This is a genomic window from Chryseobacterium sp. AG363 (genome assembly GCF_003610675.1).
Lineage (GTDB): Bacteria > Bacteroidota > Bacteroidia > Flavobacteriales > Weeksellaceae > Chryseobacterium > Chryseobacterium cucumeris.
The window spans coordinates 967,416-980,103 of the sequence record NZ_RAQF01000002.1 but is presented as its reverse complement, the minus strand read 5'-3'; the positions used below and the strand labels follow the sequence as shown (position 1 = coordinate 980,103).

The window sequence follows — 12,688 nt, the reverse complement described above, 5'->3', positions numbered from 1 at the left end:
TACATTTTTAATATTAATTCTCATTCTAAATATATGCTAATATAGTATTTTATCTAAAAATTCCGTATTTTTGCATCTTAAAATTTCTTAGTAAACAATGATAAAAATTACACTTCCAGACAATAGTGTCAAAGAATTCGAGGGAGCAGTGACTCCCCTTGATGTGGCAAAATCTATAAGCGAGGGATTGGCTAGAAACACCATTTCCGCAATTGTTAATGACAAACAAGTAGAAACGACCACACCTATAACCACGGATTCTACGGTACAGCTTTTGACCTGGAATGATGATCTTGGAAAGAAGGCTTTCTGGCACTCTTCTGCCCACCTTCTGGCGCAGGCAATCCTTGAGTTTTATCCTGATGCTAAGTTGACCATCGGTCCTGCTATCGAAAGCGGATTCTACTATGATGTAGATTTCGGGGATGAAAGTCTATCTGAAAAAGATTTTGAGAAGATTGAGAAAAAGATCCTGGAAAATGCAAAGAAAGGTTCTACCTTCTCTTTGTATCCGGTTTCTAAAGAAGAAGCTTTGAAGACGTATGCAGATAACCCTTACAAAGTGGAATTGATCTCTAATCTTAATGATGGGGAAATCACTTTTGTAACCCACGATAACTTCACAGATTTATGTCGTGGTGGTCACATTCCGAATACAGGAATCGTAAAAGCGGTTAAAATATTAAATGCAGCAGGAGCTTACTGGAGAGGTAATGAAAAGAACCCACAATTAACAAGAGTATATGGTATTTCTTTCCCTAAGCAGAAAGATCTGACAGAATATCTAGAAAGACTGGAAGAAGCTAAAAGAAGAGATCACAGAAAATTAGGTAAAGAACTTGGAATCTTCGCATTCTCTGAAAAAGTAGGTGCAGGCTTACCACTTTGGCTGCCAAAAGGTACTGCTTTAAGAAGAAAACTGGAGAATTTTCTTTCTGATGCTCAGAAAAAAGGAGGTTATGAATTCGTAATGTCTCCACACATCGGGGCAAAAGAATTATATGTAACTTCAGGACACTGGGACAAATATGGGGAAGACAGCTTCCAGCCGATTAAAACACCGAACGAAGGAGAAGAATTTTTGCTGAAGCCAATGAACTGTCCTCACCACTGTGAAATTTACAAAACTTCACAATGGAGCTACAGAGATTTACCAAAAAGATATGCAGAATTCGGTACGGTATACAGATATGAGCAAAGTGGAGAGCTTCACGGTTTAACGAGAGTTCGTGGATTTACTCAGGATGATGCTCACTTATTCTGTACTCCGGATCAGCTTTCTGAAGAATTTGAAAAAGTAATTGATTTAACGCTTTATGTTTTCAAATCTTTAGGGTTTGAAGATTTTGTAACTCAGGTTTCATTAAGAGATCCTGAAAACAAACAAAAGTATATCGGTTCTGATGAAAACTGGGAGAAAGCAGAAAGTGCGATCATCAATGCAGCTCAAAAGAAAGGTTTAAAAACAGTTGTAGAATACGGAGAAGCGGCATTCTACGGTCCGAAGCTTGACTTCATGGTGAAGGATGCTTTGGGAAGAAAATGGCAGCTTGGAACGATTCAGGTAGACTATAACTTACCGGAAAGATTTGATCTTCACTATATCGGAAATGATAATGAAAAGCACAGACCGGTGATGATCCACAGAGCACCTTTCGGTTCTATGGAGCGTTTTATCGCTATTCTGCTGGAAAACACTGCAGGTGATTTCCCGTTATGGCTAAGCCCGGATCAGTTTATTATTCTACCAATCAGTGAAAAATATGTAGATTATTCAAAAAAAGTTTCACAATTTTTGGAAAATCACGATATTAGCGGTCAGATTGATGAAAGAAATGAGAAGACAGGTAAAAAGATCCGTGATGCTGAATTGAAGAAAATTCCTTTCATGCTTGTTGTAGGAGAAAATGAAGAGAAAGAAGGCACGATTTCTGTAAGAAGACGTGGAGAAGGTGATCTTGGAGCGATGAAGCTGGAGGATTTCGTTGCTTACTTCAAAAAAGAAGCAGCCATATAACTTTTAAATTAAAAGATTGAAGGATTCAAAAATTTTAATAATTAACTGGAATCTTTTAATTTTAAATATTTAAATCAATTAAATTAAGTAATTAACCAATAAAATTATAATACAATAGCACAAAGATTTAACAACAGGGGCCCACAGAGACGTCCGGTACAAGAGGACGCTCACTTGATCAACGATAAAATTCGTGTGAGAGAGCTTCGTTTAGTGGGCGATAACGTAGAGCCAGGAATTTACCCAATTGACAAAGCAAGACAAATTGCGGCGGAACAGGAATTGGATTTAGTAGTAATTTCTGACAAGGCAGAACCATTTATTGCAAGAGTATTGGAATACAAGAAATTCTTATACGAGCAAAAGAAAAAACAGAAGGAACTTAAAGCCAAGCAGGTAAAAGTGGTAGTAAAAGAGATCCGTTTCGGACCTCAGACTGATGATCACGATTACGAATTCAAAAAGAAGCATGCTGAAAAATTCCTTGAAGAAGGTTCTAAATTAAAAACCTACGTATTTTTTAAAGGACGTTCGATTATCTTTAAGGACCAGGGAGAAATTTTGCTTTTAAAACTTGCTCAGGAACTTGAGCATGTGGGTAAAGTAGACCAACTTCCTAAACTTGAAGGAAAAAGGATGATTATGATGATGAGTCCTAAAAAACCAGCAAAATAATTAAGTCATTATTTTATATAAAGAAACCTCAAATTACTTTGAGGTTTTTTTATGCTTATATTTTAAGACAAGACTGTCCCGGGCTACTCTACGGCTTATCCCTCAAAATCTCCACAGTCATTTTCTGTGAAAAGCGGCAAAGCTTTTTTGGTGGTAAAATATTTTGATATTCTTTTGTTCTTTAACTCCAGTTTTTTGCCTTCTATCACAAGTTCGTAAACGGGTGCTTTATCTATTTGAGTTAAAATATAGATTCTTTCCGGTGTTTTAAAGATCGTTTTGTTTCCTTCAGTAGTGTATGAAAAATCATCAATTTCAAAAGTGTCTTTTTCATCACAGACGTTGGTCCATCTGATCTGCTTCTTCGTTATAGAAAGACTGGCCAAATCGCATGAGTAACAGTTCCCGGAGAATTCTATACCATATTTATCATGCACATTGGGGCTTTTACTATTCAATACGTCAATAGGAACCAATGTTGAAAAATCAGCTGGAATTTCTACTGGTTCCGGATCATTCTTCACTGGTTCCGGTTGAGATGATGCCATTTCTTTTTGAGTATCCGGAGATGTATTTGTTTCTGTTTTTTTGTCTGAAGAAGGTGAACAGGACGCCAATAAAGCAGTCACCATTGAAAGGCTGATTATTAAGTTTTTCATTTTTATAAAGTAAATTACAATATTGAGGTTTTCATTTTGTAAAATTCTCCAAAATCCATCGTTCAAAATATCCCTGTTTTCGGCCATTTATTCCCTATATCAGGTGGTTTTATTGGCTGCTGGTCTGAATACTGATACATTTGCGCAAAAATATAAAAATGAAAGTCATCAATCAATTCTTTATATCATCCATGGTGATTCTTGCAGGATGTAACCAAAAGGATAAAACATCAGAAACACATAATGTAAAAACTGAAGTAAAGCAGAAAACGGTAACATTTGCCGATTTCAAAAAAATACAAGGCGTGGACAATGTTCAGGAGGTACCGTTTCAATTATTTACTAAACTGGATTCTGTACAGTTTTTTACCGCGCCGAATACAGATGCTCCCTATTTGAAAATGCCTTACAATAAACTCGATAATTATTATGGATTTGAAGAGTTTGAGGACTTCTATTCTATTCATTACAGCATTAATAATAACATTTCGAACAGTATTGAAGCGTTTGTCCTGAAGTCGGAATTCACACCGGCATACGAACTTACGTTAAAAGGGGTTGACCTTTATGAGATCAGAAGCAGCACTTTTAGAGAATCTAGTGATTCTAAGAATAAATCTTTTAAGAAGTTCGGGACCATTGTGGAGATTTCTGAACAGGAATTTAAAGCCAGTTCAAAAAAACAAATTGGTGAAAAGCTGGTAAAAAATCCCAATATACAACTGCAGGCAGATAACTGGGTTTACAAAGAAAACGGCAGAGAAGACGTCATTACACAACATGAAAGTATCTCTACAGAGACCGGACCGCTTGCCAATGAATATGTAGGAAGGTCGCCTTATTTAAACCTGGAAGTATTCAAAGAAAATTCTGATGAAGCTGCAGATTCCTACTATTCTTTTTATAATTTAAAAAATGCAGTTATGTTTGAACTGAGTACAGAAGGTTATCCGCAAATCCTTCCAACTAAAGGCTGGGTTACCTTCGTTTCATCCAATCATGATGTGGGGAGTAATTTTGTTATTTCTAAATACTTTCCTCAAACTAAGAAACAGGACAACCTTTTATATGTGAATTTCACCAACTTTAAAATAGCAGATGATAAAAAGGCTTTCTGGACCGATAATGACACTTTCTATGCAGAAGTCTACCCTCTTAACTCTGCTTCGGCTAATGGTAAAAAACATAAAACGGCTTATATAAAAATCCAGCTGAAGACTGACCTGCTTTAATTTGATGAAATAAAAACCCCTGAAATCAGCGAGTGCACAGGGAAATAAAGTCTAATATCTTTGCTGCAATTATTTAAAGAGATACAATGAAAAAATTAAGTTTGACCCTTCTTTTTTGTTTATTAAGTTTTATGACTTTTGCACAATCGTTAAAAGTCGTTATTAAACAGGATGGAAAAGTAATTGAACCCGTGAATGATGTTTATGAACTGAAAAAATCTCCTTTTTTATTTGAAATCACGTCTTCCAATCTGGAAGGATTTTTAGTGGGTGCCACAACAAATAAAGATATCTATGCAGGAGCTTTGGGCGTTTTGAATACTGAAGTTCCATGGTTCCAGAATACAGGTATGGCCGAAGAGCTCTATAACAAGGATAAAGAAATGTTTCTGATGGATTCCGCGCCTTCATACTGGTATTATACAGATGCAAAAGATCACAGATTTGATAAAAACCCAAAAGGCAATGCAAAGCAATGGACTGCTACCCGTACGATTACAAGATTTTATGATATTATGGTAGATCAGCCCATCAGTTTAAAAGATTTTGATGGCAGCGTTTTCATCCTGATGTACCAGCCGGTTTACAATGACGAATACGATTTAGTAGACAAAAAGAATCTGTTTCAGGCTGCGTTGAAATTTAAAGATTAACCGTACACACCCAAATTATTTGATTATATAAGAAAAAGGCTGCTTACATCATGTGAGCAGCCTTTTTTCGGGATGATTATTTTATTCGATAATCAAGCCGTATTCTATAGCTAATTTTATAGCTGAACTCAGGTTGGAGGTCTGAAATTTTTCGATAAGATTTTTGCGGTGGCTTTCTACCGTGTGCGGACTTATAAAAAGCTTTTCCGCCATTTGATTGGTAGTAAGCCCTTTTGCTGCTTCACCCAGAATTTCTTTTTCTCTTCGTGTCAGTTTCGGAACCTGACTTAATCCGTCTGTTGATTTTTTCTCCAGAACAGCTTTGGTTTGAGAGCATAAAAACCTGTTACCGCTATATACAGCATTAATTCCTTCGATAATTTCGGAAACTGAAGCATTTTTTTGAATATATCCTAAAGCACCTTCCGCCAGAGTACTGTTGATGACGGGCAGTTCGTTATGAACACTAAGGATAATAATCTGAAGGCTGCTGTACTTTTTCTTTAAAGGTTTGATGAGTTCAATGCTGTTGGTATCATCCAGATTAATGTCGAGCAGCAGAATGTCAACCGCCTGTTTTGCAAGGCCTGCATTCATTTCGGAGACACTTTTGAAACATTCTACGACATCTATTGTTCCGCTGTTGCCTAAAATATTTTTCAGACCTTCCAATAGAAGCGGATGATCGTCTGTTATGGCTACTTTTATCATGTTTAATGAATAGGGATTTGAAGTTCTATACTGGTGCCAATATTTAATTCGGAGGTGATATTCATGGTTCCTTTTAAAAACTGGACTCTCAATTCTATATTGTGAAAACCTGCCGTTTTTCTAACGTCTAAATTGGTATGATCGAAACCTTTACCGTTATCCTCTACTGTAAGATTTATTAGGTTTTCTTCTTCGCTTATCTGAACAATAATTTCGGAAGTATCGGCATGTTTTATAGCATTATTGACCAGTTCCTGAATAATCCTGTAAATGATCAATTGCTTTTCTTTCGATATGGAATTGCTGTAATTGATAAACTCTGTATGGATTTCCAGAGCATGATTGGAAATTCGTGAAGCAAACTCCTGAATAGCCACTTCCAAACCGTATTTTGTTAATAAATCAGGCATTAGATTATGTGCCACCCTTCTCAGTTCTTCTACAGCACCATCGATCTGTTCAATTGATTTTGAAATTCCTTCTTCAATATTTTCGGATTGATGAGGATTTAAATAAGAAAGTTGATGCTTAGTTCCGGACAGCAAACCTCCCAATCCGTCATGGAGATCACGGGCGAGACGGCCACGCTCCTGCTCCTGCCCTTCAAGCAATGCAGTAAGGGTAGATATTTTCGAGTTTTGTTTTTCCTGTTCCATGGCTAAAGCATGCAATTCGTCTCTTCGTTTAATAGACCTGGCACGCTGTTTATAGGCATACAGCAACAAGAGGATCAAAATAATGAAAAAGATAATAAAAAAAATGTAGTACGTATTGATCTTTTCCTTGAACGCCAGAAGCTTTTTAAAGGTATTAATATCGTTATTCTTCTGTTGGGTTTCCAGTTTTGCCAAACGAAGCTGCTGTTCTTTTTTCTCGGATTCAAGTTCTGAGAATTTTAGTCTTTCACGCTGGTTTTCTTCCACCAGTTTTAGGTTGTTATAAACCTGTTCACGCTGTGCACGCAAAATATTAATAAGTTTGATTTCCTGTGCTTTCTTGTCGCTTTCGAGCTGTAGCTTGATGTACTTTTGCTCCTGTCGCTCTTTATCAAACTGTGATTCTAATCTTTTGGTGATATCCAGTTTTTCCTGATCGTAAATGCTCTTGTATTGATCAACATATCTTTTATAATAAGTCAGTGCTTCTTTATAATTACCCTGCTCTTCACTAATTCTGGATAGAGATTCAAGGATAGACAATTCTATCATATGATTTCTTACCGGGCTTTTCCCAATTTCCATGGAGGCTTTCAGAAAATAAGATTTGGCTAAATCATAATTTTTATGCTGCAATGCCAATTCTGCCAGAATTCCAAAGGAAGAAGCAATGTGAATAGCATCACCAATCTCCAGGCTCACTTTATTGGCTAACTGTGCATATTGCATAGCTTTATCACTGTCAAACCCAGTATATAAATTAGCTAAATTGATGGCAGCATATGAGAGGCTGTTTCTGCTAAGCATCGCATCTTTATTTTTATTAAAAGTCGCAATAGCCTGTAAATAATACTGTTCCGTTTTATTTCGAAACATTGTATTGGATGGCTCCTGTGTATATTTTTGTTCATATACGTACCCCATCCGCATGTAAGCATCAAAGATAAGATTGGGGTCATTTTGCTTGGAAGCTAACAATAGAAATTGTTTGCTGTATTTTTCTTCCAGCTGATATTCATTCAGGTCAGAATAAATGGCAGATAATTCCTTGGCTGCATTACCCAATCTTCCATATAGTGTGGAAGTAGTTGGTGAGTTTTCATAATATTCGATCGCTTTCAGGTAAGCAGCGACAGCATCGGTCGTTTTATTATTGCGTACCAGAATCCAGCCTTTTGCATATTGTACATAACCCTTTGCTTCATTACTATTCGTTTTTAAGCTGTATGCCCTAGCCATATCAAGGCTTTTTGAAGACTCCGCGGTTTTATTATCCAGCCGGTAATTCATGGCCTGTACCGCATATAAAATTGTGGCATACTTTCCATCCGCCTGTTTTGCAGCAAGGGAAATATTAGTATCTAAAATCTGGTAAGATTTGGGCTTAAGATTATGAAAGAATAATGCTGTAGCGTACCTGGGAGCCAGGTTGAGCTGTTCTGCCGTATTGTTTGAGGCATGGCTGTATTCTCTTTCTAATTTGCTTAAAACATCCTGTGCCTGAGCAAAAAACGGACAAATAAGTAAAGTAAATATAAGTAATAACCTGTGCATCAAACCCTTATCTTTATTAAGTTGCATTCCATTAAGGAAAGTAAATATAGGCAAATCCCTGCTAATCTGTTTCGAAACCATGCTTTTCAGCAAAAGCATTCCACTTCAGGTATTTCTTTTCATTTTTAAAGACCGGATCTTCACCATAATAATACATCAAACGTTGTGTTGCATATTCGTAGGCACTGTAAGTATTGGCCTGTTCATAATACTTGATGGCTTTCTTCAGATCCGTTTTTACTCCCATACCGTGTTCGTAGATAATGCCGTAATAAGATTGATCATAGTCTTTCTTCAAGTATACCAAGAGGTTTTTATAGTCTCTTAACTGGTAATAGATTTCTGAGATTTTATCGTAATTGTAGGTATATTTTTTCTTAGCTTTCTGATAAAAATCCAAAGCTTTACTGTAATCCTGCTTCACGTGTTGTCCAAAATAATACAGATCACCCAGGTTGACAAGTGCCATTTCGTCACCAAGCTCGGCACTCTTTTCATAGGCCTCAATTGCTTTTTTGATATTAAAAGAATACCCTATTCCGTTGTGGTATAAAGCCCCGATATTATTCCAGGCTATAGGATGGTTTCGTTGTGCTGCTTTTTCGTAATATGCAATGCCTCTTTGCGGATCAAATAATGATTCTATTTCAGGATCCGTAAGCAGTAATCCTATTTCTACCAGGCTATCCATGTCACCCTTTTGGGCAGATAACTCAAAAAGACGAAGTGCTTCGTGGTAATTCTGGTTTTCCTTTTCGTCAAAAGCCATTTTTTTAATCGTTCCAACCTCCATGAATTGTTCGGGGTTCTTACCTTTCTGGCTTTTCCAACGGTTATAAAAGGAAGTAAAGTATTCCAGATCTTTTCCCCGGAATGAATACCGGTCCAGATAAACGGCACCATATTCGGAAGCCTCTACCCGGTGAATGCTTTTGTCTTCATGCATCCTCAACATATTTTCACCCTGATACAGAAACAATAAACCTTCTTCTGTTCTGTAATTCAAAGGATTGGAAATATAATCATACAATTGGGCTGACAGACCATTCTCAAAACCGAACAATTGATACCCTTCATTTTTTTGAACCGATAAAAATCCATTTTCCAGATAGTGAATCTGCTTAATTTCCGGTTGGGGAGTGATTAACCAATTTCCATTACCTGCATCAAAAAGTCCTGATCCTGCATTGGTTTCCAGGATAAAGATATTTTTATATCCGGCATTGGACTGTGCTTTTATTTTACTAACAGATTCATTTTCCAGCAGAAACTGATCTTTTAAAGCATGATAGATCTTCCAGCTTTTGTCTTTACGAACAGCAAGAGTTTCATAATTATCAATTAAGATCATCTGATCTGCTTCGTCTATAATGAGGCGGCCTTTCTCGTCAATCAATCTGCCCTTCTTGTCAAATTTGTTCTGCTTGACCCAGAAACAGGTACTTGCTTTTGAGATGCTGCCTTCTAAAAAGTCTCCGAGATAGTTTCCTTCTTTTGTATAATATTTTCGTTTTCCGGTACCTTTTTGTCTGGTGAAAAATAATTCAGGGAAATAATCATATTCATATGGATTTTCGCTTTCAATAGGGATAATCAGTATGTTTTCATCGTTGTAAACTCCGAATTTTCCATCTTTTTCTACCAAAAGAAATCCATAGGCTGCTCTTTCAATGGCATCGTATTCCGCAGGAATCATCCAGGTGTTTGAATAGATTTTTAAAATCCCTGATTTGCCATTCACCTTTACTTCACCTAAAGGTTCCTGCCCAAAATCGAATACGTCAAAAGCATCTTCATATACCGGAGAAACCCATTCTTTTCCGTCACTTTGCAGGTAACCAAAAAAAGCACCTTTTTGAATTACCGATATATTGTAGTAATCATCGGCTTCAAAAATATCATCATAAACTGCCGGAGCTAAAATACCCCCTTTTGCATCTTTAAGGCCAAACTTCCCGTTCTCTTCAAATACAGAAGATGCCGCTTTTTTATAGGCAAGCTCTTCAAAATATCCTAATCCGTAATTAACCCAGTCGGTTTGTAAAATTTCAAGAAATGAGGAATATCCTGTCTGTGAAAACAAGGGATCCAGCAGCGAAAGGTTACGGGCTTTAACAGCCTTTTTATACAGCTTGCTTTTTTGCTGAATTTCTACCAGCCATTCCTTTGCCTGTACCGTATGTTCTTCTTCGTTCATATTGAAAACATCTGTTGCATTCAATACAAAAGTGTCGTAAGGTAAAGCTTCCAGAAACTCGAACATTTTATTAACGGGTTCGTAATAAGCCTTCTTGTAATGCAGCTGATAAGAATCTGCCAGCAGATTAAAAAAATAACGCAACTGAACAATTCCCTGATTTTTATCTGAGAAAAATTCAACGCCTTCCACTTTGATGTCTTCTGTGAACAGAGGATACAGCAGTAATGGAATTTCATAGTTCCACTCGCCAAGATAGGTATCGAATGTCTGATTTAATTTCTGATCGTAGTTGTATAAATAAATCCGGTGTGCCATTCGTCAAATTTTATAATGTCGGAAAGCATTACAGCATTCCCTGTTACCTGAGGTTACCTCCAGAGTAGCTGCATAATTCCAAGATACGCATCAATATTACTTTTACAGCTTCTTCCTCACTCCATTGTATCTGGCTAGTGTTTTTACCCATAGTTTTTTAGTGTTTATTCGAAATAAGAATTTATCGTTGAATCGGGGTGTGAAAAAGAAAGCTGTAAAAGTTATAAATTATTGTTTATCAGTGAGATATTTAACCTTTTTATCTTTATTATATTTTAGGCCAAAGATAAAAATAGAGACAGTATAAAAACATCCCTGATATCAGTGGTTTTTAGTTTACTCCGTTTCATGAGACACTGCATCGCATCTTCTTTATGGCCTATAGGTTTCGGCCTGTTCAAATAAGATCATGTAACAATAAAATGCAGTTAAAACTACTCCAATAAGGCCGGAAATAAGAAATATAAGAAGGTAATACACGGCTTTTTTATCTTTCTTTTGTATAAAATTGATAATGAAAGTAATCAGCGTGCACAGGAATCCTGCTCCAAAAAATATAATTAAGACAGCAAAAAATAAAGCTCTTTCCAGGTGTAGGTCTGCGGATGAAAGCATAACAGTTTAAATTTACAGGTTAACAATAAGTTCAGCAGGTTTGACTGAAAATAGTAATGATCAAGCCTACCTGAATTGTATGTTTCATATTCATCGTCAATATTAGAGAGAACCGTCAAATACTGCAATCCCGATTATCAGGTATATTTTGTGCTGCCTTACTTTTTTGAGTGTTTTCTTCGTAACAAAAACATTTTCAACCTATTTACTCTTTGAAGAGTATTACCTATACATTATTATTGTTAACAAATTTTTAAACAATTATTATCTTAGATCAAGATATTCTAAAGATTTTCTATCTAAATTTGTGATATAAAAAATCAAACACACTATTTATTAATATTAAAAAAAGAAACAATGAGCACACTTACATTAAAAGACGGAACAGAAATTTATTACAAAGATTGGGGGAAAGGACAACCGGTTTTCTTTCACCACGGATGGCCATTATCGAGTGATGACTGGGATGCCCAAATGTTCTTCTTTCTGGAACAGGGTTATAGAGTAATTGCTCATGACAGAAGAGGACACGGAAGATCTGAACAGACACCTTACGGACATGATATGGATACTTATGCATCTGACGTAGCAGAAATTGTTAAAGCTTTGGATTTGAAGGATGTAATCCACGTAGGACATTCTACAGGCGGTGGTGAAGTAATCCGATATGTAGCAAAGCATGGTAACGGAAGAGTGGCAAAAGCCGTTCTGGTAAGTGCAGTGACACCAATTATGGTTCAGAATGAGAATAACCCGAATGGAGTTCCTATTTCCGTTTTTGATGATATCCGAAACAATACGGCAAAACACAGACAGCAATTCTTCATCGATATTACCTTCCCTTTTTATGGGTACAACAGAGAAGGAGCCAAAGTTTCAGAAGGAATCCAGAGAAACTGGTGGAGACAAGGTATGAATGGTTCTATCAAAGCACATTATGACTGTGTGAAAGCATTCTCTGAGACAGATTTCACTGAAGATCTTAAAAGTGTAGATGTTCCTGTATTGGTAATGCACGGTGAGGATGATCAGATTGTACCTTTTGAAACCACAGGCAAGGTAGCTGCTACCCTTCTTAAAAACGGGAAACTGATTTCCTATCCCGGATTCCCGCACGGAATGCCAACTACAGAGGCTGAAACCATTAACAGAGATCTTCTGGAGTTTTTTAAATCCTAAATTTTTATACATACCATATCAATTCTGGTAAAAAAATCATTAATATAAGGCAGACCTGTTGTTATGCAGGTTTGCCTTTAAAATTTAAGGTATCCTGCTTTCTATGATGTAGATTAAAAAAACTTTCACGGATCACTTTTTTTTCGTAATTTTGCAAACTATTATTCCTAATGTCTTTAGGAGTAGCCAAAACAGATATTGATAACAAAAACAATAAAAAAG

General features: G+C 36.5%; 9 protein-coding genes. 5 read left to right on the top strand and 4 right to left on the bottom strand.

Features of this window, described 5'->3' with window-relative positions; translation table 11 throughout:
• Window positions 1-97: 97 nt before the first annotated feature.
• Window positions 98-2,017, top strand: coding sequence for a threonine--tRNA ligase (gene thrS / locus DEU39_RS04325; protein ID WP_110008821.1), 1,920 nt, complete (start codon window positions 98-100; stop codon window positions 2,015-2,017).
• A gap of 174 nt (window positions 2,018-2,191) precedes the next feature.
• Window positions 2,192-2,692, top strand: coding sequence for a translation initiation factor IF-3 (gene infC / locus DEU39_RS04320; RefSeq protein WP_027372223.1), 501 nt, complete (start codon window positions 2,192-2,194; stop codon window positions 2,690-2,692).
• Between the two features lie 95 nt (window positions 2,693-2,787).
• Here the strand turns inward: infC and DEU39_RS04315 are convergent, their stop codons facing one another.
• Window positions 2,788-3,351: a hypothetical protein gene (locus DEU39_RS04315; RefSeq protein WP_147367552.1), complete on the bottom strand. Its 564-nt coding sequence runs from the start codon at window positions 3,349-3,351 to the stop codon at window positions 2,788-2,790.
• 158 nt (window positions 3,352-3,509) lie between these two features.
• Here DEU39_RS04315 and DEU39_RS04310 point away from each other — a divergent pair, with 158 nt between their 5' ends.
• Both DEU39_RS04310 and DEU39_RS04305 read left to right on the top strand, forming a co-directional pair.
• Window positions 3,510-4,583, top strand: coding sequence for a resolvase (locus tag DEU39_RS04310; protein ID WP_120231061.1), 1,074 nt, complete (start codon window positions 3,510-3,512; stop codon window positions 4,581-4,583).
• An 86-nt stretch (window positions 4,584-4,669) separates the two neighbouring features.
• Window positions 4,670-5,236 (top strand): hypothetical protein, encoded by a 567-nt coding sequence (locus tag DEU39_RS04305; protein WP_120231060.1) that lies wholly within the window; start codon window positions 4,670-4,672, stop codon window positions 5,234-5,236.
• 81 nt (window positions 5,237-5,317) lie between these two features.
• On the opposite strand, the gene DEU39_RS04300 is transcribed toward DEU39_RS04305, so the two are convergent.
• The 3 genes from DEU39_RS04300 to DEU39_RS04290 all read right to left on the bottom strand — a co-directional run bounded on the left by DEU39_RS04300 (window position 5,318) and on the right by DEU39_RS04290 (window position 10,672).
• Window positions 5,318-5,947 (bottom strand): response regulator transcription factor, encoded by a 630-nt coding sequence (locus DEU39_RS04300; RefSeq protein WP_120231059.1) that lies wholly within the window; start codon window positions 5,945-5,947, stop codon window positions 5,318-5,320.
• Between the two features lie 2 nt (window positions 5,948-5,949).
• A complete protein-coding gene (locus tag DEU39_RS04295; protein ID WP_120232188.1) occupies window positions 5,950-8,157 on the bottom strand; it encodes a histidine kinase in 2,208 nt (735 codons plus the stop codon).
• A 61-nt stretch (window positions 8,158-8,218) separates the two neighbouring features.
• On the bottom strand, window positions 8,219-10,672 hold the full coding sequence (locus DEU39_RS04290; protein WP_120231058.1) for a tetratricopeptide repeat protein: 2,454 nt from the start codon (window positions 10,670-10,672) through the stop codon (window positions 8,219-8,221).
• A 972-nt stretch (window positions 10,673-11,644) separates the two neighbouring features.
• On the opposite strand from DEU39_RS04290, the gene DEU39_RS04280 reads away from it, so the two are divergent.
• Window positions 11,645-12,466 carry an alpha/beta fold hydrolase gene (locus tag DEU39_RS04280; protein ID WP_062669756.1) on the top strand — a complete coding sequence of 274 codons (822 nt, stop codon included), beginning with the start codon at window positions 11,645-11,647 and terminating at the stop codon, window positions 12,464-12,466.
• The last annotated feature ends 222 nt before the right edge of the window (window positions 12,467-12,688 follow it).

What these genes read in the sequence shown, in the direction of transcription:
- DEU39_RS04290 (WP_120231058.1), bottom strand. Translation starts at nt 10,672, where the DNA reads ATGGCACACCGGATTTATTTATACAACTACGATCAGAAATTAAATCAG.
- DEU39_RS04315 (WP_147367552.1), bottom strand. Translation starts at nt 3,351, where the DNA reads ATGAAAAACTTAATAATCAGCCTTTCAATGGTGACTGCTTTATTGGCG.
- thrS (WP_110008821.1), top strand. Translation starts at nt 98, where the DNA reads ATGATAAAAATTACACTTCCAGACAATAGTGTCAAAGAATTCGAGGGA.
- DEU39_RS04295 (WP_120232188.1), bottom strand. Translation starts at nt 8,157, where the DNA reads ATGCACAGGTTATTACTTATATTTACTTTACTTATTTGTCCGTTTTTT.
- DEU39_RS04305 (WP_120231060.1), top strand. Translation starts at nt 4,670, where the DNA reads ATGAAAAAATTAAGTTTGACCCTTCTTTTTTGTTTATTAAGTTTTATG.
- DEU39_RS04280 (WP_062669756.1), top strand. Translation starts at nt 11,645, where the DNA reads ATGAGCACACTTACATTAAAAGACGGAACAGAAATTTATTACAAAGAT.
- DEU39_RS04310 (WP_120231061.1), top strand. Translation starts at nt 3,510, where the DNA reads ATGAAAGTCATCAATCAATTCTTTATATCATCCATGGTGATTCTTGCA.
- DEU39_RS04300 (WP_120231059.1), bottom strand. Translation starts at nt 5,947, where the DNA reads ATGATAAAAGTAGCCATAACAGACGATCATCCGCTTCTATTGGAAGGT.